This is a genomic window from Bradyrhizobium sp. JR4.1 (genome assembly GCF_040548605.1).
GTDB classification, from domain to species: domain Bacteria; phylum Pseudomonadota; class Alphaproteobacteria; order Rhizobiales; family Xanthobacteraceae; genus Bradyrhizobium; species Bradyrhizobium canariense.
On record NZ_JBEPRY010000005.1, the window covers coordinates 109,772 to 129,713 of the forward strand.

The following is a 19,942-nucleotide window of genomic DNA, read 5'->3' on the forward strand; positions in this document are numbered from 1 at the left end:
CGCCCCTGATACCGGCTATCACCAGCGATTGCAAAGCTATATTACCATCGAAGTCGACCAACAGCCGATTCGGTTTCCACCTTCACTCAACATTGGCGGGCCTGTTTCGCTGGGCATTCGCATCACGGATGTTCCTATGAAATGCATCGTTACCGGTGGCGCGGGCTTCATCGGCAGTCACCTCGTCGACCGCCTCCTCGACGACGACCATGAGGTCGTCGCGCTCGACAATTTCGTGATCGGACGCCCCGAAAATCTGGCCTCGCGTGTCGATTCTGGTCGACTGAAGATCGTGCGGGCCGACGTCACCGAACTCGAATCGATCAAGCCGCATTTCGACGGCATCGACTGGGTGTTTCATCTCGCCGCGCTGGCCGACATCGTCCCCTCGATCGAGTCCCCGATCCCGTATCACCGCGCCAATGTCGACGGCACGATCAACGTTCTCGAGGCTGCACGGCAGGCCGGCGTCAGCCGCTTCGTTTATGCTGCGTCGTCCTCCTGCTACGGAATTCCCGATGTCTATCCGACGCCGGAGAGCGCTGAGATCCGACCGATGTATCCTTATGCCCTCACCAAGAATCTCGGCGAGCAGTGCGTCATGCACTGGTGCCAGGTCTACAAGCTGCCCGCGGTCGCGCTGCGCCTGTTCAACGTGTACGGGCCGCGCCATCGCACCACGGGCACCTACGGCGCCGTGTTCGGCGTGTTCATGGCGCAGAAGCTCGCCGGCAAGCCCTTCACGGTGGTCGGCGATGGCGAACAGACCCGCGACTTCACCTTCGTCAGCGATGTCGCCGATGCTTTCGTGACCGCCGCGCGCTCCGAGGTCTCGAACGAGATTTTCAACGTCGGCTCCGACAACACCTACAGTGTCAACCGGCTGGTTGAGCTTCTCGGCGGCGACAAGGTCCACATTCCCAAGCGTCCCGGCGAGCCCGATTGCACCTATGCCGACATCGCCAAGATCAAGCGGATCCTGAAATGGACGCCGAAGGTAAGATTTGAGGACGGGGTCGCGACGATGCTGAATTCGATGGATCAGTACAAGGACGCTCCCCTGTGGACAGTGGACAAGATCGCGGACGCCACGAAGGACTGGTTCAAATATCTCGCAGACAACAACGACGCGCCATCCGGCGCGCCGCAGAAGGCAAGCCAGTGAACAGGTTCGCCGGGTATCGTTGCCGCGAATCGATCAATTCCGGGCCGCCCGGCTGAGGCCGGCCGGCGCTTTAGGTAATTCACATGGGCTATATTCCGACCGACAATCCCGCGTTGAACGACCAACTGGCGGAGCACGAAAAGATCAGGACAATCGAGGAACTGGGCGAGATCGCGCGCTCCGCGCAAGCGCGGGGCCGGAAGGTTGCACTCTGCCATGGCGTCTTCGACCTCGTGCATCTCGGCCATATCAGACACATCCAGGCGGCGCGCAACGACGGCGACGTCGTCATGGTCACGATCACCGCCGACCGTTACGTCAACAAGGGACCCGGTCGGCCGATCTTCCCCGAAAACATGCGGGCCGAGATGCTGGCCTCGCTCGCGACCGTCGATTGGGTCGGCATCAATCACACTTCCAGCGCCGAGCCGATCCTGGATACGGTGCGGCCGGACATCTATGTGAAGGGGTCTGACTATGAAAACCCCGAAGACGACGTAACCGGCAAGATCCGGACCGAGCGCGACGCCGTCGAGCGTCACGGCGGGCGCATCGTGTTCACGCGCGACGTGACATTCAGCTCCTCGTCGCTGGTGAACCGGTATTTCGACATCTACGATCCTCCCCTCCGCGACTACCTGCAAAAAGTCCGTGAAGGTGGCGGCGCCGATCGCCTGCTGAAGCTGATCGACAAGGTGCAGGACATGCACGTCGTGCTGGTCGGCGACACCATCATCGACGAATACCAGTACGTCACGGCGCTCGGAAAGGCCTCGAAGGAAAACATCGTCGCCACGCTGTTCAAGAGCGGCGAGCAATTTGCGGGCGGCGTCATTGCCGCGGCGAACCATGTCGCGAGCTTCTGCAAGTCGGTGGAGGTCGTCACGACGCTTGGTGGCAACGACTACCCTGAGGAGTTCATTCGGGCGCATGTCCGCCCGAACGTCACGTTGACGCCGATCCGCCTTCAGGGCCGTCCGACGACCCGCAAATCGCGGTACGTCGAGCTCGGATATCTGCACAAGCTCTTCGAAGTCTACACCATGGACGACACGCCGCTCGACGAGGCCGATCGGAAGGAGATCGACCGTATCACGACGGAGCGCGTCCGTGGCGCGGACGTGGTGATCGCCACCGATTTCGGTCACGGCATGATCGCGTCGAGCACGATCGACACCCTGATCGCCAACTCCAGATTCCTGGCGGTCAATGCCCAGAGCAACAGCGGCAATCACGGCTACAACCTGATCACGAGGTATCCGCGGGCCGACTACATCTGCATCGACGCGCCGGAGGCGCGTCTGGCTGCAAGCGACAAGTTCAGCGACATCGCGTCCGTGATCGAGGCCGGCTTGCACGGCAAGATCGACTGCGACAACATGATCATCACGCACGGCTCCTTCGGCTGCTACCCCTTCTCGTCGAAAACCGGCGTCACGCGCGTCCCCGCCTTCACCAAGACCGTCGTCGATACCGTCGGCGCGGGCGACGCCTTCCTAACGATCACCGCGCCGCTGGTTGCCGCCGGCGGCAATATCGAGGACGTCGCCTTCATCGGGAACGCAGCCGGCGCGATCAAGGTCGGGATCGTCGGCCACCGCAGCTCGGTCGAAAAGGTGCCGCTGGTCAAGTTCGTCACCGCGCTGTTGAAGTAGCGCGACGGCAGATACTGGAGAACGACAGTGATTGGTCGAAAATGGAATGTGATGGTCACCGGTGGTGCCGGCTATGTCGGTAGCGTGCTGGTTCCCCAGTTGCTCGCTGCGGGCCACAAGGTCACCGTGCTCGACCTGTTCATGTATGGCGAGGACGTGTTCGATGCCGTCCGCGACAATCCCAATTTGCGCCTGATCAAGGGTGACATCCGTGACGAAGCCGCGATCAACGAGGCCCTGCGCGGCAACAACGCCGTAATCCACCTCGCCTGCATCTCCAACGACCCGTCGTTCGAGCTGGACCCGGGGCTCGGCAAGTCCATCAACTACGACTGCTTCCGGCCGATGGTGCGCGCCGCCAAGAAGGCTGGCATCAAGCGCTTCATCTATGCCTCCTCGTCCAGCGTCTACGGAATCAAGGACGAAGCCGAGGTGACCGAGGACCTGTCCTGCGAGCCGCTCACGGACTACTCGAAGTTCAAGGCGATGTGCGAGACCGACCTAGCCGACGAGGCCGCGTCCGGGTTCGTCGCCTGCACGGTTCGCCCCGCCACCGTCTGCGGCTACGCACCGCGACAGCGGCTCGACGTCGTCGTCAACATCCTGACTAATCTCGCGGTTAACACCGGCCGCATCCGCGTGTTCGGCGGAACGCAGCGCCGGCCCAATTTGCACATCCAGGACATGTCAGCCGCTTATCTGTTCCTGCTCCAGCTGGATGACGCAAAGATCGACGGCAAGACGTACAATATCGGCTACGAGAACCACTCGCTGATGAAGATCGCCGACATCGTCAAGTCGGTGGTCGGCAGCAATGTCGATGTCGTCGTCGAGCCGACCGACGATCTCCGCTCCTACCACGTTTCTTCGGAGAAGATCCGGCGCGAGCTCGGCTTTGCGCCGTCCCATACGATCGAGCAGGCCGTGTCCGGCCTCGTTGACGCTTTCAAGGCGGGCCACCTGCCGAACTCGCTTAACGACCCCCGGTACTTCAACATCAAGATGATGCAGAACATCAGCCTGAAGTGAGCGGCGTGCGGATCGGCATCGATTTCGACAACACGATCATCTGCTACGACAAGGTCTTTGCCGCCGTCGCACTTCAGCGTGGGCTGGTGCCGGAAGGGTGGGAGGGGCTGAAGACCGACCTACGGGATCATCTCCGGTCCAGCGCGGGCGGCGAGCTCGCCTGGCAAGGACTGCAAGGCTTCGTCTACGGCAAGGGAATTGGCGGCGCCGAAATCTATCCGGGCGTGCGGGAATTCCTGGTGGCGTGCAAGCGGGCCGGCTCGAAGGTCTGCATCGTCAGCCACAAGACCCGATTCGGTCATCAGGACCCCGACCGCACCGACCTGCGCGACGCGGCGCGCGGCTGGCTGCGGGGAGCCGGCCTGATCGACGCTGCGGATGCGGCGCTGGCCGTCGACGACGTCTATTTCGAGCACACACTGGCCGCCAAGGTCGAGAGGCTCGCGAGCCTGAAGCTGGACGTCTTCATCGACGATCTGGTCGACGTCTTCGAGCAACCGCATTTTCCGAAAACCACGCGATCGATCCTGTTCACGCGGTCGGAGCCTCCTCACCCCGAACACTGCAAGCCGATCGCGACATGGGCCGATATCCGCCGCGAGGTGTTTGCAGCATGAGCGAGACCGACATCACCGCGCCGGATGCGATGGCAATCGGCAGCCGCCTGGCCGGTGCGCGTGTCGCAGACGCCCAGCCGGCACGGTCCGGCGGCAACAACAGGGTTTTTCGGCTGGAGATGGCGGAGGGACCGCCCCTCGCCCTCAAGCATTATCGGTCCGACGGACGCGATCGCCTGGGACAGGAGTATGATGCACTCTCGTTCCTGGCGCGCCACGGCATCACGTCGACACCACGGCCGGTCGCGAAGGACGCGGATGCGTTCTGCGCGCTGTACCAATGGTTCGACGGCGAACCTGCGGTGCTGCGCCCCCAGGGCGACGATGCCGATCAACTCGCCGATTTCCTCATCGGGCTGCAGAAGCTGCGCGACGCCGAAGGCGCGCAGCATTTGCGCAACGCCTCAGCCAGCATCTTTTCGCCAGAAGCGGCCATCGCCCAGTACGAGCAGCGCCTGGACGCATTGAGGCGGGCATTGGATGATCATCCGGACCTGCGCACGTTTATCGAAGGCAGCCTCGTTCCCAGCACTGCCGTCGCGATTCGGCAGCTCCGCCGGCGCTACGCGGAACTGGGCCGGGGTCCCTCGGTGGACCTTGCGCCCACCCATCGCGCGCTGAGTCCGTCCGACTTCGGACTGCACAACGCGCTGCGCGCCGAAGACGGGCGCTTGCGATTCATCGACCTCGAATATTTTGGCTGGGACGATCCGGTCAAGCTCGTGTCCGACACCGCCATTCACCCCGGCAGCGACCTGCCGGAAGCGAGCGCGAATCGCTTGATCGAACGGCTGTCGCGCGCCTTCGAGGCGAGCGATGACGCGTTTGCGATCCGCCTTGACGTACTATATCCTGTGCTCAAGGGAATCTGGTGCCTGATTGTCCTGAACGCGTATTTGCCGGACAGCCGCTCCCGGCGCGCAATGCCTGCGCAAGGTGGCGATGTTAGGATCCGCCTCGCCGGTCAGCTCGACAAAGCCCGCCGACTTCACCAGACGATTCGCCCAACCGATTTACCGAAGTGACCCGGATCTCACCCCACGCTGAAACCGCCCTCGCCTGCACGCTGGATGAGCGCAGCCTCTATCTGCGCCGCCTGGTGCTCGGTTCTGTCCGCTCTGCGGGACGCGGACATGTCGGTCCGGCATTGTCGCTGATCGAGATGGTCCGCGTGCTCTACGACGACGTGCTGCGGATCGATCCGAGCAATCCGCGCGATCCGACCCGCGACCGCGCGATCCTCAGCAAGGGACACGGGTGTCTGGCACTCTATGCGCTCTTGGCCGATCGCGGATTCTTTCCGCTGTCGGAGCTGGACGGTTTCTGCGGCCCCGACAGCATTTTGGGCGGACATCCCGAATACGGAATGGTGCCGGGGGTCGAGGCCTCGACCGGCGCGCTCGGACACGGACTGTCGATCGGTGTCGGCCTGGCGCTCGCCGCGCGCATGCGCGAGCGGACCTACCGTACCTTCGTCCTTCTCGGCGACGGCGAGATCAACGAGGGATCGGTGTGGGAAGCTGCCATGGGCGCGGCCAAGCACGGGCTCGACAATCTTGTCGCGCTGATCGACTACAACAAGCTGCAGAGCTACGGGCCCACCGATTACGTCCTGCCGCTGGAGCCGCTCGCGGACAAATGGCGCAGCTTCGGCTTTGCCGTGCAGGAGCTCAACGGCCACGACGTCGGCGCCCTGCGCACTGTCCTGAAGCAGGTCCCGGCCGTTCCGGGAAAACCCACAGCGATCATCTGCCATACCGTCAAGGGCAAGGGTCTGCCGGCCGCGGAATCCAACGCGGATTGGCATCACAAGAACAAGCTCACCGACAGCGAGCTCGACGCCATCCGCGTCGCCGTCGGGGATTTTTGATCGGCTTCTCATGCGCAACACCGCGATGAACATGGTCCACAAGCTCGCCGCGCGCGACGAGCGTGTGCTCTACATCGGCTCCGATCCCGGCGCAGGTACCTTGCGCGCGATGAGCAAGGAGTTTCCCAAGCGCCACCTGATCGAAGGCATTTCGGAAGCGCACATCATCGGCATGTCGGCAGGTCTCGCGATGGAAGGCTTCGTGCCCTACGTCAACACCATCGCCACGTTTCTGACCCGCCGCTGCTACGAGCAGGTCGCGGTCGATCTGTGCCTGCACAATCTGCCGGTGCGGTTGATCGCCAATGGCGGCGGGCTCGTCTACGCCCCGCTCGGCCCCACCCACCAGGCGATCGAGGATATCGCCATCATGCGGGCGCTGCCGAACATGACGGTGGTCTGCCCGTGCGACGCCGACGAAGCGGCGCGGCTGATGGGGCAAACGCTCGACTGGACCGGGCCGATCTACATCCGGCTCGGCAAAGGTGGCGACGCCGTAGTCTCAAAGGCCGAGCACGGCTTCGAGATCGGCAAGGCCATCCTGGTGCGGCCGCCAGGCGACGTCGTCATGATCACGACAGGCATCATGCTCCAGCGGGCACTCGCTGCGGCCGACCTGCTGGCCGCGCAAGGCATTCGCGCCGGCATCCTGCACATGCACACGGTCAAGCCGCTCGACACCAAGGCGCTGCTGCAAGCGATCCGGGGTATCAGGCTAGTGGCGACGCTGGAGGAGCACGTGCCCTCGGGCGGCCTGGGCAGCGCGGTCGCGGAGACGCTGATCGACAAGCTCGGCTCTGGCCTGCCCGCGATGCTGCGGTTGTCGTTGCCGGACCGGTTCATGCACAATTACGGATCGCAGGACTCGCTGCTGAAGAAGCACGGACTTTCCGCCGACGCCATTGCGACCTCGATCGCGCGCGCGCTTCCCGCCTCATACACCTCCTCTCCGCAACTTCATTCCACCTGACGGGTCCCATGCACGACGTTCGATATTCCTATCTGCTCGAGCAATTCTCCGACCCAGCACCGATCCTGGCCGAGATCGGCCGACTGGTGGCGACGGGTGACTTCACTCTGGGCAAGCCGGTCGCGGAATTCGAACGGCGCTTTGCCGAGCTGATCGGCGTGCGTCACGCCATCGGCGTCGGATCGGGCACCGATGCGCTCAAGCTGCCGCTCAAGGCGCTCGGCATCGGCCATGGGGACGAGGTCATCACGGCCGCCAACACCTTCATCGCCACCGTCGGCGCCGTCGCCGAGACCGGCGCGACCCCGGTGCTGGTCGACTGCGACGACTCCTTCTGCATGAACGTCGACTACGTCGAAGCCGCGATCACGGAGAAAACCAAGGCGATCATGCCGGTTCAATTGACCGGCGAGGTCACCGACATGGGCAGGCTGATGGCGATCGCCCAGCGTCACAACATCCCCGTGGTCGAGGATTCCTGCCAGGGCATCCTGTCGGAATTCGCGGGAAAGCGGTCCGGCACCCACGGTATCGCGGCCGGCTTCTCCCTGCATCCGCTGAAGAACCTCAACGTCTGGGGCGATGCCGGCGTCGTCGTCACCAACGACGACGGGATGAACGAGCGGCTTCGCCTGATCCGCAACCACGGCATGAAGAATCGCGACGAAATCGCGATTCTCGGCTGCAATTCGCGGCTCGATTCCCTCCAGGCGGTCGTCGGCAACTGGCTGATCGGCCAGACCAGCGAGATCACGCGCCGTCGAATCGAGAACGCGGCCTATTACGATGCAGGCCTCGCGTGCCTGCCCGGCCTGCGCATTCCGCCGCGCCGGCCTAACGTGAAGCACGTCTACCATCTCTACATGGTGTTCGCCGAGCGCCGCGACGAGCTCTACAAACACTGCCTGGACAACGGCATCGAAGCGAAGATCCACTATCCCATCCCGCTGTATCAGCAGGAAGGCCTCAAACACCTCGGCTACGCGCCAGGCACCTTCCCGGTCTCCGACCGCCATGCCCGGGAAGTCATCAGCTTCCCCGTCGACCAGCATCTGACACGGGCGCAGCAGGACCGCGTCATCGAGATCGTTCGGGCGTTCTGCCATGGACGCTGACACCGGCCGCCGGCGCATCGGTTACGTCAATCTTCCCGCCCAATTCGAGGAAGAGCGCGTTGAGATCATGCAGGCGGTCGAGGGCGTGTTCCGGCGCGGCGATTTCATCGGCGGCGCGGCCATTGCCAAGTTCGAAGAGGAGCTCACCACTTATGTCGGCTCGCCGCATGTGGTGACGCTGAATTCCGGCACCGATGCGCTGATCCTGTCCTTGAGGGCGCTCAACATTGGTCCCGGGGACGAGGTGATTACCCCACCCAATTCGTTCGTGGCATCGACCGCGGCCATCATTGCCGTCGGCGCCAAGCCCGTGTTTGCGGACGTGCTGCCGGACCAGAATATCGATCCCGCCGCAGTTGAGGCCGCCGTCACCTCGCGCACCAAAGCGATCATGCCGGTGCACCTGACCGGACGCATGGCGGACATGAACCCGCTGATGGCGATCGCGGCCAAGCACGCTCTCGCCGTGATCGAGGACAGCGCGCAGGCCGTCGGCTCGACCTATGACGGGCGGATGAGCGGGACCATCGGAACGTTCGGCTGCTTCTCCGCCCACCCGCTGAAGAACCTCAATGCCGCGGGCGACGCCGGCTTCGTCGTCACCGCCGACGCCGAGCTTGCCGCGAGAATTCGCCGCCTGCGCAATCATGGCCTGATCAATCGCAGTGACGTCCAGGAATGGGGCATCGTGTCACGCCTCGACACGGTCCAGGCCGAGGTGCTCCGGATTCGCTTGCGTCACCTGCCCTCTGTCATCGAACGCCGGCGCCGCAACGCCGCGCAATACCGCGCCGAGCTCGCCGGCCTTCCCCTGTTCATCCCGCTTTGTCGCAACATCGAGTTCAACACCTTCCACACCTTCGTCGTGCAGACGGACCGTCGCGATAGCTTCCAAAAATATCTTGCCGACAAAGGTATCGAGACCGCGATCCACTATCCGGTACCGATCCACCTCCAGGAGGCGGCTGCGCATCTTGGCCACGGTCGCGGCGCGTTCCCGGCGACCGAGCGGCAGGCAGATCAGATCCTCACGCTCCCCATCAACCAGTTCCTCTCGACCTCGGACATCAACTATATTTGCGCGACCGCCCGGGAGTACTTTGCATGACGGACACGGCTTTCCTCGAGGCCGATGAGCAGGCATTGGCGCAACGTTTCATCGATGACGGCTTCGTCACCACGCCGGCCGACGATCGCGCCGGGCTCGACCGGATCCAGCGGCGCGCCGCCGAGCTCGCGGCGGACTTTTTGAAGCTGCCACACGGCAACGACCCCTACGCGATGCTCGACACCATCCACACGCGGGTGAGCGTCGATGATCTCAACGGCCTGCGGCTGCACGTCTTCAACGGCCTCAATGCAGAACCCTGGTTCCGGCCGACCTATTTCCGTCTGGCGCGCTCGACGATCGAGACCATCGTCGGCAACGAACTCTGCATGCAGCGCCGCGTCAATCTCAGCATCCAGCTGCCCGGAGACGATTCGTCGCTCCTCGCCACCCATTCCGACGTCTGGTCGGGCGACTCGCCGTTCGAGGTCGTGGTGTGGGTACCGCTGGTCGACGTCCACCGCACCAAATCGATGTATCTGCTGCCGCCATCCCTGAACGGCGACATGCAGGACCGGATGGCCAGCCTGCGCAGCGCCGAGGAACTCTACCAGACCATCAAGCCGCACGCGACCTTCATCGAGATTCCCTACGGTCACGTGATGCTGTTCAACCAGACCCTGATGCACGGCAATCGCGTCAACGAGGAAGCCGGCTCGCGTTGGAGCATGAACTGCCGCTTCAAGAGCATCATGTCGCCCTATGCGGACAAGCGATTCGGCGAATTCTTCGAACCGATCCTGCTACGTCCGGCGACCCGCGTCGGCATGCAATACAAGCTCCCGGGAGGCTTCCATGGCTGAGCGAGCCGGCCATCGCGGCTATATCGGCGCCCGGCCGCTGAACGGCAGCCGCACCCCGCAGCACGTCCAGAACATCGTGATCCGCGACTACGCGCGGCGGAAGAACCTGCATTATCTGCTCAGCGCCGCCGAGCACACTATGCCCGGCAGCTACATGGTGCTCGAGGACATCCTGGACGAGTTGCCTCGATTGCGCGGCTTGATTCTCTACAGCATCTTCATGCTGCCGCCCGACGAGGCAAGGCGGCGGAAGATCTATGACCGCGTGCTGAGCGAGGGCTGCGACCTGCACGCGGCCGTCGAGGAGATCACGCTGTCCTCGCGCGACAACATTCAGGCCGTCGAGGACATCCTGCTCGTCAACAAATTCGCGACCATCCTGTGACGATGCCGCGGACCGGTTGAAAACAATGACCGAGATCAACCTGCTCCAGCCAATGCACGCATCGACCAAGCGGCACTACGTTCAGCGGGTCGTCGAGCACGACAAGGCGGAATCTGCCACTGTCGCGCGGCAATGGGGACGCGACTACTGGGACGGCGACCGCCGCTATGGCTATGGCGGTTATAGCTACGACGGACGGTGGCGGCCGCTCGCCCAGACCCTGATCGACCGCTACGGCATCAAGCCCGGGATGAGCGTGCTCGATGTCGGCTGCGGCAAGGGCTATTTGCTCTACGAATTCACCCAACTCGTCCCTGGCCTCACCATCGCCGGCATCGACATCTCCGACTATGGCATCGCCAATGCCAAGGAAGAGGTGCGACCGCAATTGAAGGTCGGCAGCGCCGTCGAGCTCCCCTACCCCGACCACAGCTTCGATCTCGTGGTGTCGCTCGGCGTGCTCCACAATCTTCCGCTCGAGGACGTCTTCCGCGCCGTGTCGGAGATCGAGCGCGTTGGACGCGGCACCTCGAAATATCTGATGGTGGAATCGTTCCGCGACGAGCGCGAGAAGGCGAACCTGCTCTACTGGCAGCTCACCTGCCTGAGTTTCCATGGTCCGAAAACCTGGGCCTGGATCTACGACAAATGCGGCTACCGGGGCGACCATGGGTTCATCTTCTTCGAATGAAGCAACGGGCCTGCGCCGGCCGGCCTCGCTGCGAGCGCAAAATCTTGAAGTGTATTATTCGGACGACGCCATCGTCACGGCGGACGACGCCACGATCGCGGAACTGAAGCGCATCGCCGCAGGCAATCCGCGTCTGCGCAGCCGGCTGTGCATGCATCCCGATCCCTCGTCCGGCCTGCACGAGATGCTGATCGTGCATCATCGCGAGGCCTATGTGCGGCCTCACAAGCATTTTGGCAAACCTGAGTCGTTTCATTTGATCGAGGGTACCGCGCAGGTCGTGATCTTCGAGGACGACGGCCACATTCGCGACGTGCTAGAGATGGCGCCGTACGGTCGGGGCGCGCTCTGCTACTACCGGATGCCCGAGCAGGTGCTTCACTCGATCCTGATCACCTCGGAGTGGCTGGTGTTTCACGAAACCACCGCCGGTCCGTTCGATCCCTCCCGCACGGCGTTTCCCGACTGGGCTCCGGATGGCGGCGATGCCGCGGAAGTGCAGGACTATGTCACTAGGACCGGTGCGCTCGCCGCGAAGCATCTGGCCCATCGCCATACTTCACGAGCCATTCCAGCAGAGGTTGCTACCGATGACTAATCATTGCCGCCTCTGCCATTCGACCAATTTGCGCCCGGTCATCGACCTCGGACAGATGCCGATTGCGCATCGGCTTCGGCACAGCCGCGACGAACAGGACGAACGGTATCCGTTCGAGGTGTTCGCCTGCGGCGAGTGCGGCCTGCCCCAGATCGTGAAGCCGATCGATCCCGACATTCTGTATCGGCAGTTCAACTACAATTTCAGCAGCTGGAAGCCGGAGCCGCACCAGGTCGACGAACTCGACACCATCGCCAAATTCTCGAGCCACCAATCCGTGTTCGAGATCGGATGCAACGACGGCCTGTTCATGGACAGGCTTCGCGAACGCGGCGCGAAGGTTTTGGTGGGCGTCGAGCCCAACCCGGTGTCCGGCAAGATCGCCCGCGAGCGTGGCGTCAAGGTCTATGCCGACATGATCAGCCCGGCGCTGTCTCACGACGCGGTTGCCGAGGCCGGCAAGTTCGACCTCGTCGTGTCGCGCCAGGTGCTGGAGCACATCGTCGATTTCGAGAACTTTTTCGACTGCGTGAAAATCGCGCTACGCGACGACGGGCTGCTGTTCATCGATGTGCCTGATTTCGCGCCCGGCTCGACGGCGGGCGACCTCTCCGTCCTGTGGGAGGAGCACGTCAGCTATTTCACCGAGCCGACGCTGCTGTCGCTGCTGGCGCGCCACGGCTTCGAGGCGGTGTCGGTGAAGAAGTACAATTTCAGCGGCGGCAGCCTCGCGATTGCAGCGCGACGCGCGACGCGCGACGTGACGACGCCGGCCGCGCCGTCCGGCGTCGGCGAGAAATTCGGTCGGCGCGCCAGGGAGTACGGCGCGCGTCTTCGCCCGATCCTCGCCAAGGCCCGCGCCGACGGCGCCGAGATTGCCATCTACGGCGCCGGCTGCCGCGCCTGCACCTTCACCAATGCCCATGAATTTGCGGATCTTGTCGACCTCTCGGTCGACGACCAGAAGGAGCGCCAGGGCTTGTTCCTGCCCGGCACCGGCATTCCGATCCGCCCGCCGGAGGACCTCGCCGGCAAGTCGGAGCCGCTCGTCTGTCTTCTGGCCGTGAACCAGGAGAACGAAGACAAGGTCGGCAGCCGGCTGCGTGAAAACGTGAAGCGTCCGCTCCACATCGTTTCGATCTTCGCGCCCTCCGACATCTGGAGCGAGCTCGATCGTCTCGAGGCGGCCGCAGGGTCGCGGCATGGCTGAGGACAAGCTCTTCAACTATTACGAACGTCAGGACGTCCTACCGACGTTCGGGAATTTCAAATCCGCCGCCGAACTCGAAGCCTATGCCGGCCTGCGGCGCGAGTTGTTTTCGGACAAGCTGGTGCTGCCGCCGCGGTTGTTCCGCGACGCCGACATGCTCGAATTCGGCCCTGATTCCGGCGAGAACGCGCTCGTGTTTGCGAGCTGGGGCGCGAACATGACGCTCGCCGAGCCGAACCGGCATGCGCACGCAAAAATCCAGGCTTACTTCGCGCATTTCAGCCAAGCCCAACGTCTCCGCGAACTCGTGTCGTTCGACGTCGAAGGATTTCGTAGCGATCGTCGTTTCGACATTATCGATGCCGAAGGATTCATCTACACGGTGCAGCCGACTGAAAATTGGCTCGGCATCTTTCACCGGCTGCTCAATCCGGACGGTTACGCCGTCGTTTCCTACTACGAGCGCTACGGCGGCTTCTTCGAGCTCGCGCTCAAGGCGATTCATGCGGCCGGCAAGGCACTGACGGGCCGTCCCGGGCTCGAGACGGCGAAGCTGCTGTTCGACGCGAAATGGAACAGCATTCCGCACACGCGCAGCTTCGAATCCTGGCTGATGGACGTGCTCGAGAACCCTTTCGTCCGGCACCGCTACTTCCTCGACGCGGGGGCCTTGTGCACGGCGGCGCACGAGCAGGGGTTCGATATCTGTTCGGGGTGGCCCGTCTATCGCGACAGCCTGGACGTCTACTGGCACAAGAAGGTCCTCTCCGACGACGAGAAGCTGCGCCGCGCGACGCGCCACCTCGGTCGCAGCCGTCTGAGCTTTCTCGGCGGACGGAAGCTCTATCTGGCCGGCAAGACCGAAGCGGTCGAGGCGATCTCGGCTTCGATCGAGACACTGGTTCTCGATGTCGATGCGATGATCGACGATCCCTTCGGCGCCAGCCTGCCCCGTGTGATCGCGAACCTCGCGTCACTGCGCGAGACGATACCGGCGACGGACATTCTTGCCGACGATGCGTCCGACATCGACGCCATCATCGCGACCCTCGACAGCTTCCATCGCATCTTTGACGCGATCGGGCGACGGGATGCGTCCACAGTCACCGCCCTCACCCAGTCAGACCGGGCGTTCATCAACACCTGGGGACAGCCGGCGCATTTCCTCGTTCTCCGGAAACGCTTCGAGGGTCCTAGCAAGTGAGGCCGGGCATTGGCATCATCGGAACGGGCATGGTCGGCCAGATGTGCCACCTCGCCAATTTCGCCGCGAACCCCGCCTGCCGCGTTGTCGCGATCGCGGATCTCCGGCCTGATCTCGCCGCCGCAGCGGCGCAGAAATTCGACATCGCGCGGGTCTACGGCACGCACCGGGAATTGCTGGCGGATAGCGAGGTGTCGGCCGTCGTCGTCGTTACGAAGCGTCGCGCCACCGGCCCGATCGTGCTGGATGCGTTGAACAGCGGCCGCCATGTGCTGTCGGAAAAGCCGATGGCCTACACCGCGGCTCAGGCCGTTGCGCTGGCCGAGGCGGCGCGGCGGCACAACCTCGTCTACAGCATCGGCTACATGAAGCGTCACGACGCCGGCGTGGCGCGCGCGCTGGCCGAGTTGGCGCGCCTGCGAACGGATCAGTCGCTTGGACGCATTGTCGGCGCGCGAGGCTGGTGCTTCGGCGGCAGCACTGGCCGGTCGCAGGACAATTTCGTCATGACCGGCGAAGTGCGGCCGGACGGGCTCGAGCTCTGGCAGGACGGCCCAGACTGGATGCCGGGCGTGATGCTACCCGGCTACGACAATTTTTTGAATGTGTTCAGCCATATCATCAACCTCGCGCGTTACATGCTCGGATCGTCACCGACAGTCGCGGAAAGCACCATCGAGAGCTCGGGCGCGGCGACCGTGACGCTCGACTTCGACGGCGTCGCCTGCGCGCTGCAACTCGCGAACGGATCCGAAGGCGTCTGGCGCGAGGGGCTGAGCATCGCGTTCGAGCGGGGCGCGCTGACCATCGAATTGCCCCCGCCTTTTGCCGAGCAGGAGGCGGAGGTCATCCTCGATCAGCAAGGACAACGCACGCAATTGCGGCGCGACACGAGCTGGGCGTTTCGGCGTCAAGCCGATGCATTCGTCGCCGATATCGTGGAACGGAGGACGCCGCTGGCTTCCGGCGCAGAGTCTGTGGCCGATATCGCCCTTGCGGAGGCGATCTGGAAACGGCAGGTCATCGCCTAGGGCTCACGCCATCTAGCAATATCCAGCCGATCGCTGATCGCCACATCCTAGCTAAGCGTTTGATTTCGCTGGCAGGAGTGGCAGGGCTCGAACCTGCGACCCCCGGTTTTGGAGACCGGTGCTCTACCAATTGAGCTACACTCCTACGGACCCTGCGTTGCCGCCCGGATCAGGCCGCTTTGAAGCACAGGGGGCGGCCGGATTGCAAGGGTGAAGCGCGCTGGCCTCGCTTGTTTGTGCCGCGCCTTCTGGGCCACAGTCCGCTCCGAACAATAATAAGTAACTGGGAGTGCCCATGACTGCCCAAGCCTTTGCGACCGCCCAAGCGTCCCCGACAGCCGCCCACCGCCCCTCGACCTCGCCGAAGACCCCGCCTCTGCCGGAATCCCGCCCTGAGACGCTGGGGCTGTCGCGCACCCGCCTCCAGGCCATGTCGGACGCCTTCAAGCGCGAGATCGACAATGGAACCGTGCCGGGCGTCACCGTGCTGGTGGCACGGCACGGCCAGGTCGGCTGGTTCGAGGCGCTCGGCCGGCAGAGCCCGACGGGCTCGGCGCCGATGGCGCATGATTCGATCTTCCGCATATTCTCGATGACCAAGCCGATCGTGTCGGTCGGCATCATGACGCTGGTCGAGGACGGCCACCTGATTCTTGCCGACCCCGTCGCGAAATTCATTCCGGAGTTCGCCGATCAAAAGGTCGGCGTGGTCAGCGGCGGCAAGCTGGAACTGGTTCCGCCGAAACGCCCGATGTCGGTGCAGGATCTTCTCCGCCACACCTCTGGCCTGACCTACGAGCACCAGGGCGACGGCCCCGTGCACAAGATCTACCAGGAGTCGCGGGTGCGCAGCCGCAAGATCACCAATGCCGAGCACGCCACCCTGGTGGCGAGCTTCCCGCTGGTCTGCCATCCCGGCGACGAGTTCAACTACAGCCGCTCCACCGACATCCTCGGTCGCATCATCGAAATCGTCAGCGGCAAGTCGCTCGGCACCTACCTCTCCGAGCGCATTCTCGCGCCCTTGCAGATGGCCGAGACCGGTTTTGCGACAGCGGAGGCCAATGTCGGCCGGCTCGCCGAGCCGTTCGCGGCCGATCCCTGGACCGGCGACAAGGTCGCGCTGTTCAACATGCTCGAGCAGCCAATCATGGAGTCCGGCGGCGGCGGCCTCGTCTCCACCACCATGGACTATGCCCGTTTCGCGCTGATGCTGCGCAATGGTGGCACGCTCGACGGCAACAGGATCATCGGCCGCAAGACGCTGGAGCTGATGGCCTCCGATCATCTCGGGCCTCACGTCGTGACCAACGGCACTCTGCTGTCGCCCGGCCACGGCTTCGGCCTCGGCTTCGCGGTGCGCCGCGAAGCCGGCATCGCGCCCTTCCCCGGCAGCGTCGGCCAGTTTTTCTGGAGCGGAATTGCGGGGACGTTCTTCTGGATCGATCCGAAGGAGGATCTGTTCGTCGTGTTCATGAGCCAAGGCCCGGGACAGCGCGATTTTACGCGGACGCTGGTGCGGTATCTGGTGTACGCGGCGGTGGATTGAGGGCTTCGCCTGATCGCAGCGTCGCACCTCCACACTCTCTGTCATGCCCCGCGAAGGCGGGGCATCCGGTACTCCGTGTCGGATGTGGTGAGAGCGAGCTCTCCAACGCAGGCCGCGGAGTGCTGGATCGCCCGCCTTCGCGCGCGATGACACCTACTGGGGCCTCAGCTGATCGTCGCGCCGCCGTCGATCACCATGGTCTGGCCGGTCATGAAGTCGCCGGCCTTCGAGCCCAGGAACACCGCAGCGCCCGCGATCTCGTCGGGGATGCCGATGCGCAGCAGCGGCGAACGCGCGGTCGAGGCTTTCAGATTCTCCGGATTGTCCCACAACGCTTTCGCGAAATCGGTCTTGATCAAGCCGGGCGCGATGCAGTTCACGCGGATGTTGTGCGGGCCGTATTCGCAAGCCAAATTGCGCGCGAGCTGCATGTCGGCGGCTTTCGAGATCGCGTAGGCGCCGAGGATGGTCGAGCCTTTCAGGCCGCCGATCGAGGAGACGATGATGATCGAGCCATCTTTCCGTTCGATCATCTGCGGCACCACCATCGAGATCAGCCAGTTGTTGGCGACGATGTTGTTGTCCAGAATCTTCCTGAACTGATCGTCGGAGATGCCGGCGAGCGGGCCGTAATACGGGTTCGACGCGGCGTTGCAGACCAGCACGTCGATCTTGCCGAAGGCGCGGTTGCTCTCGTCGATGAGGTTTTGCAGGTTTTCCTTCGACGAGATGTTGGCGGCGATCGCCACTCCCGTGCCCTTGCCGAACTTGTCGTTGATGCCCTTCGCGACCTGGTCGCAGACGTCGGCCTTGCGCGAGGAGATCACCACCTTGGCGCCGTGCTCGGCCATACGCTCGGCGATCGCAAGCCCGATGCCGCGCGTCGAGCCGGTGATGACGGCGACTTTCCCCTTCATGTCGAACAAGGTCATGTTTCTCTCCCAGATTGATCTTCATGTTCATTGTCATTCCGGGGCGGCGAAGCCGAACCCGGAATGACTGCTCAGTCAGGCGAGCTTCTTGACTTCCGGTCCCGCGGGTTGATGCATCGCTGCGTGCGCGTCGTCCGCGATCCACGGCTGCTGGTTCACCATCGGCAGCCGCCAGACACTGCGTTCAGGGCTTGCGAAATAGTCGAGCCGCGTCACCGAGCAATTGTCGATATCGAATGCGAGTCCCCGCTCGGGCTGATTGTCGAGCGCCAGCCCCAACGCCGCCTTGATGGTGCCGCCATGTGCGACGGCGATCACGTCCTGCCCGGCTGCCTCGAGATTGATCCGATCGATGACGCGGCGGGCCCGGTTGTAGAGATCCATGAAGCTCTCACCGCCGGGCGCGGGCTCGTTGATGTCGGCAAACCAGCTCGATCCAACGGGACGGCTGGCGATGAACTCGGCGCGATTCATGCCCTGCCATCGCCCGAGATTTTGTTCGGCGAGGTCCGCTTCCCATGTCATCGCCGCAGGCCTCGGGAAGCCGGCCGCCCAGATGGCTTCGGCGGTCTGATGCGTGCGCATCAGATTGCTCGAATACCAGACCGCCTTGCGTGGCAGCACCTTGGCAACAGCATTGAAGACGTAGGTATCGCTGGTGTCGCAGGCGAGATCAGACTGACCGTAGATGTTGCCGCCGTCATTGCGCACGGGCGCGTGACGGACCCACCACCAGCGTGTCGTCACCACTTTGGGCTTGTCTGCACCTGCCATCGAAACCCTTCCATCCCGTTTGATGTCGCTGTACGTCAGTAGCGAACGTGTCTCAAGACACTTTACCGTTTGAAATCTTGTTTGAAATTCCGTCGCGCGGCAAGCGTCGCGTGCGAACCAAAGGGAGAAACCGCATGGGCCGTCTGCAAGGCAAATCCGTCATCATCACCGGTGCCGGCAGCGGCATCGGCCGCGCGGCCGCGCTGCTGTTCACCAGAGAAGGCGCCAAGCTGATCGCGGTCGATCGCACCGAGGCGGTGAAGGAGACCGTCGACGAGGTGAAGAAGGCCGGCGGTGTCGCGGAAGCGATGATCGCGGATGCAGGTTCCGAACAGGACGTCATGGCCGTGATCGACAAGGCGGTGAAGACGCACGGCCGGCTCGACGTGATCTGGGCCAATGCCGGCGTCTCCGGCGGACTCGTCCCGCTCGGCGAGCAGACCGTCGAGCAATGGCAGGAGGTCTTGCGCATCAATCTGATCGGGCCGTTTCTCGCGGTGAAGCATGCGATGCCGCACATGGTGAAGCAGCAGTCCGGCGCGATCGTGCTGACCGCGTCCGTGGCGGGCCTCAAGGCTGGCGCCAGCGGTCATCCCTATGCCGCGAGCAAGGCCGGCGTCATCTCCCTGGTGCAGACCACGGCGTATTCGCTCACCGGCACCGGTGTGCGCATCAACGCGGTGTGCCCCGGTCTGATCGAGACCGGCATGACCAAGCCGATCTTCGACCGCGCCAAGGAGCGCGGCTCCGCCGACAAGATCGGCCAGCTCAATCCGCTCAAGCGCCCCGGCCAGCCGCACGAGCTCGCCGCGATGGGATTGTTTCTGGCCAGCGACGAGGCGTCGTATGTCAATGGCCAGGCCTTCCCGGTGGACGGCGGACTGACGGCGTCGATGCCCTATACGGGAAAGCCGGTTTAGTTCACGCGCTCTCGCGTCGCAGACGCGCCGCAACGTTCTTGGCGTTGCGCAGCGTCCGCGGCACGAGACAGGAGTTTTGTCGCGCAACTGCTTCAGCACCGTCATTGCGAGCGCAGCGGCGCAGCGAAGCAATCCAGAGTCTTTCCGCGGCCGCCCAGCGTTGACCGACAATTAGGGGGTTTTGCCCGACGGGCAATACAACGTCTCGTAGCCCGGATGAGCGAAGCGACATCCGGGATTCCGACTACGAGCTGTCCCGGGTATCGCTTCGCTCACCCGGGCTACGGGACCGACATGTTGATTTGCTCACAGGAGC

20 protein-coding genes and 1 tRNA gene are annotated in these 19,942 nt (G+C 63.6%); 18 read left to right on the top strand and 3 right to left on the bottom strand.

Annotation, left to right across the window (positions count from 1 at the left end; translation table 11 throughout):
* Nucleotides 1-136: 136 nt before the first annotated feature.
* The 16 genes from ABIB90_RS14050 to ABIB90_RS14125 all read left to right on the top strand — a co-directional run bounded on the left by ABIB90_RS14050 (nucleotide 137) and on the right by ABIB90_RS14125 (nucleotide 15,451).
* Nucleotides 137-1,165, top strand: coding sequence for an SDR family oxidoreductase (locus ABIB90_RS14050; RefSeq protein ID WP_354200907.1), 1,029 nt, complete (start codon nucleotides 137-139; stop codon nucleotides 1,163-1,165).
* 83 nt (nucleotides 1,166-1,248) lie between these two features.
* Nucleotides 1,249-2,820 carry a PfkB family carbohydrate kinase gene (locus ABIB90_RS14055; protein WP_007602965.1) on the top strand — a complete coding sequence of 524 codons (1,572 nt, stop codon included), beginning with the start codon at nucleotides 1,249-1,251 and terminating at the stop codon, nucleotides 2,818-2,820.
* A gap of 27 nt (nucleotides 2,821-2,847) precedes the next feature.
* Nucleotides 2,848-3,849, top strand: a complete 1,002-nt coding sequence (locus tag ABIB90_RS14060) for an NAD-dependent epimerase/dehydratase family protein (protein WP_007602964.1) — start codon at nucleotides 2,848-2,850, stop codon at nucleotides 3,847-3,849.
* Between the two features lie 5 nt (nucleotides 3,850-3,854).
* Nucleotides 3,855-4,466, top strand: a complete 612-nt coding sequence (locus ABIB90_RS14065) for an HAD family hydrolase (RefSeq protein WP_245286052.1) — start codon at nucleotides 3,855-3,857, stop codon at nucleotides 4,464-4,466.
* Entirely contained in the window at nucleotides 4,463-5,491 is a 1,029-nt protein-coding gene (locus tag ABIB90_RS14070) for an aminoglycoside phosphotransferase family protein (protein WP_354200908.1), read from the top strand. Before ABIB90_RS14065 ends, ABIB90_RS14070 begins: the two co-directional genes overlap by 4 nt.
* Nucleotides 5,488-6,336, top strand: coding sequence for a transketolase (locus ABIB90_RS14075; protein WP_007602953.1), 849 nt, complete (start codon nucleotides 5,488-5,490; stop codon nucleotides 6,334-6,336). Before ABIB90_RS14070 ends, ABIB90_RS14075 begins: the two co-directional genes overlap by 4 nt.
* A gap of 10 nt (nucleotides 6,337-6,346) precedes the next feature.
* On the top strand, nucleotides 6,347-7,306 hold the full coding sequence (locus tag ABIB90_RS14080; protein ID WP_354200909.1) for a transketolase family protein: 960 nt from the start codon (nucleotides 6,347-6,349) through the stop codon (nucleotides 7,304-7,306).
* Nucleotides 7,307-7,314: 8 nt separating this feature from the next.
* Nucleotides 7,315-8,421 (top strand): DegT/DnrJ/EryC1/StrS family aminotransferase, encoded by a 1,107-nt coding sequence (locus ABIB90_RS14085; RefSeq protein WP_354200910.1) that lies wholly within the window; start codon nucleotides 7,315-7,317, stop codon nucleotides 8,419-8,421.
* Entirely contained in the window at nucleotides 8,411-9,529 is a 1,119-nt protein-coding gene (locus ABIB90_RS14090) for a DegT/DnrJ/EryC1/StrS family aminotransferase (protein WP_007602950.1), read from the top strand. The genes ABIB90_RS14085 and ABIB90_RS14090 overlap by 11 nt, the downstream gene beginning before the upstream one ends.
* Complete coding sequence (locus ABIB90_RS14095) at nucleotides 9,526-10,332, top strand: sporadic carbohydrate cluster 2OG-Fe(II) oxygenase (protein WP_007602949.1); 807 nt, start codon at nucleotides 9,526-9,528, stop codon at nucleotides 10,330-10,332. Before ABIB90_RS14090 ends, ABIB90_RS14095 begins: the two co-directional genes overlap by 4 nt.
* The gene (locus ABIB90_RS14100; protein ID WP_007602948.1) at nucleotides 10,325-10,717 is read left to right on the top strand and encodes an LIC12192 family sporadic carbohydrate cluster protein; all 393 of its coding nucleotides are present in this window, start codon (nucleotides 10,325-10,327) and stop codon (nucleotides 10,715-10,717) included. Before ABIB90_RS14095 ends, ABIB90_RS14100 begins: the two co-directional genes overlap by 8 nt.
* Nucleotides 10,718-10,742: 25 nt before the next feature.
* Entirely contained in the window at nucleotides 10,743-11,408 is a 666-nt protein-coding gene (locus tag ABIB90_RS14105) for a class I SAM-dependent methyltransferase (RefSeq protein WP_007602947.1), read from the top strand.
* The gene (locus tag ABIB90_RS14110) at nucleotides 11,386-12,006 is read left to right on the top strand and encodes a WbuC family cupin fold metalloprotein (RefSeq protein WP_007602946.1); all 621 of its coding nucleotides are present in this window, start codon (nucleotides 11,386-11,388) and stop codon (nucleotides 12,004-12,006) included. The genes ABIB90_RS14105 and ABIB90_RS14110 overlap by 23 nt, the downstream gene beginning before the upstream one ends.
* Nucleotides 11,999-13,216 (top strand): class I SAM-dependent methyltransferase, encoded by a 1,218-nt coding sequence (locus ABIB90_RS14115; RefSeq protein WP_219684103.1) that lies wholly within the window; start codon nucleotides 11,999-12,001, stop codon nucleotides 13,214-13,216. The genes ABIB90_RS14110 and ABIB90_RS14115 overlap by 8 nt, the downstream gene beginning before the upstream one ends.
* Nucleotides 13,209-14,420 carry a class I SAM-dependent methyltransferase gene (locus ABIB90_RS14120; RefSeq protein WP_007602944.1) on the top strand — a complete coding sequence of 404 codons (1,212 nt, stop codon included), beginning with the start codon at nucleotides 13,209-13,211 and terminating at the stop codon, nucleotides 14,418-14,420. Before ABIB90_RS14115 ends, ABIB90_RS14120 begins: the two co-directional genes overlap by 8 nt.
* Nucleotides 14,417-15,451 carry a Gfo/Idh/MocA family protein gene (locus ABIB90_RS14125; RefSeq protein ID WP_219684105.1) on the top strand — a complete coding sequence of 345 codons (1,035 nt, stop codon included), beginning with the start codon at nucleotides 14,417-14,419 and terminating at the stop codon, nucleotides 15,449-15,451. The genes ABIB90_RS14120 and ABIB90_RS14125 overlap by 4 nt, the downstream gene beginning before the upstream one ends.
* A 69-nt stretch (nucleotides 15,452-15,520) precedes the next feature.
* Here the strand turns inward: ABIB90_RS14125 and ABIB90_RS14130 are convergent.
* A tRNA-Trp gene (locus ABIB90_RS14130) sits at nucleotides 15,521-15,596 on the bottom strand.
* A 150-nt stretch (nucleotides 15,597-15,746) separates the two neighbouring features.
* Between ABIB90_RS14130 and ABIB90_RS14135 the strand changes: the two genes are divergently transcribed.
* A complete protein-coding gene (locus ABIB90_RS14135) occupies nucleotides 15,747-17,000 on the top strand; it encodes a serine hydrolase domain-containing protein (RefSeq protein ID WP_354200911.1) in 1,254 nt (417 codons plus the stop codon).
* A 164-nt stretch (nucleotides 17,001-17,164) separates the two neighbouring features.
* On the opposite strand, the gene ABIB90_RS14140 is transcribed toward ABIB90_RS14135, so the two are convergent.
* Together ABIB90_RS14140 and ABIB90_RS14145 are read right to left on the bottom strand one after the other, a co-directional pair.
* Entirely contained in the window at nucleotides 17,165-17,932 is a 768-nt protein-coding gene (locus tag ABIB90_RS14140) for an SDR family NAD(P)-dependent oxidoreductase (protein WP_007602936.1), read from the bottom strand.
* Between the two features lie 75 nt (nucleotides 17,933-18,007).
* Complete coding sequence (locus ABIB90_RS14145) at nucleotides 18,008-18,706, bottom strand: histidine phosphatase family protein (RefSeq protein ID WP_007602935.1); 699 nt, start codon at nucleotides 18,704-18,706, stop codon at nucleotides 18,008-18,010.
* Between the two features lie 134 nt (nucleotides 18,707-18,840).
* Between ABIB90_RS14145 and ABIB90_RS14150 the strand changes: the two genes are divergently transcribed.
* Entirely contained in the window at nucleotides 18,841-19,626 is a 786-nt protein-coding gene (locus tag ABIB90_RS14150; protein ID WP_354200912.1) for an SDR family NAD(P)-dependent oxidoreductase, read from the top strand.
* Nucleotides 19,627-19,942: the final 316 nt, after the last annotated feature.

Coding starts and splice junctions, on each gene's coding strand:
- ABIB90_RS14050 (WP_354200907.1), top strand. CDS start 137: ATGAAATGCATCGTTACCGGTGGCGCGGGCTTCATCGGCAGTCACCTC.
- ABIB90_RS14055 (WP_007602965.1), top strand. CDS start 1,249: ATGGGCTATATTCCGACCGACAATCCCGCGTTGAACGACCAACTGGCG.
- ABIB90_RS14070 (WP_354200908.1), top strand. CDS start 4,463: ATGAGCGAGACCGACATCACCGCGCCGGATGCGATGGCAATCGGCAGC.
- ABIB90_RS14080 (WP_354200909.1), top strand. CDS start 6,347: ATGCGCAACACCGCGATGAACATGGTCCACAAGCTCGCCGCGCGCGAC.
- ABIB90_RS14085 (WP_354200910.1), top strand. CDS start 7,315: ATGCACGACGTTCGATATTCCTATCTGCTCGAGCAATTCTCCGACCCA.
- ABIB90_RS14090 (WP_007602950.1), top strand. CDS start 8,411: ATGGACGCTGACACCGGCCGCCGGCGCATCGGTTACGTCAATCTTCCC.
- ABIB90_RS14095 (WP_007602949.1), top strand. CDS start 9,526: ATGACGGACACGGCTTTCCTCGAGGCCGATGAGCAGGCATTGGCGCAA.
- ABIB90_RS14100 (WP_007602948.1), top strand. CDS start 10,325: ATGGCTGAGCGAGCCGGCCATCGCGGCTATATCGGCGCCCGGCCGCTG.
- ABIB90_RS14105 (WP_007602947.1), top strand. CDS start 10,743: ATGACCGAGATCAACCTGCTCCAGCCAATGCACGCATCGACCAAGCGG.
- ABIB90_RS14110 (WP_007602946.1), top strand. CDS start 11,386: ATGGGTTCATCTTCTTCGAATGAAGCAACGGGCCTGCGCCGGCCGGCC.
- ABIB90_RS14115 (WP_219684103.1), top strand. CDS start 11,999: ATGACTAATCATTGCCGCCTCTGCCATTCGACCAATTTGCGCCCGGTC.
- ABIB90_RS14120 (WP_007602944.1), top strand. CDS start 13,209: ATGGCTGAGGACAAGCTCTTCAACTATTACGAACGTCAGGACGTCCTA.
- ABIB90_RS14135 (WP_354200911.1), top strand. CDS start 15,747: ATGACTGCCCAAGCCTTTGCGACCGCCCAAGCGTCCCCGACAGCCGCC.
- ABIB90_RS14140 (WP_007602936.1), bottom strand. CDS start 17,932: ATGACCTTGTTCGACATGAAGGGGAAAGTCGCCGTCATCACCGGCTCG.
- ABIB90_RS14145 (WP_007602935.1), bottom strand. CDS start 18,706: ATGGCAGGTGCAGACAAGCCCAAAGTGGTGACGACACGCTGGTGGTGG.
- ABIB90_RS14150 (WP_354200912.1), top strand. CDS start 18,841: ATGGGCCGTCTGCAAGGCAAATCCGTCATCATCACCGGTGCCGGCAGC.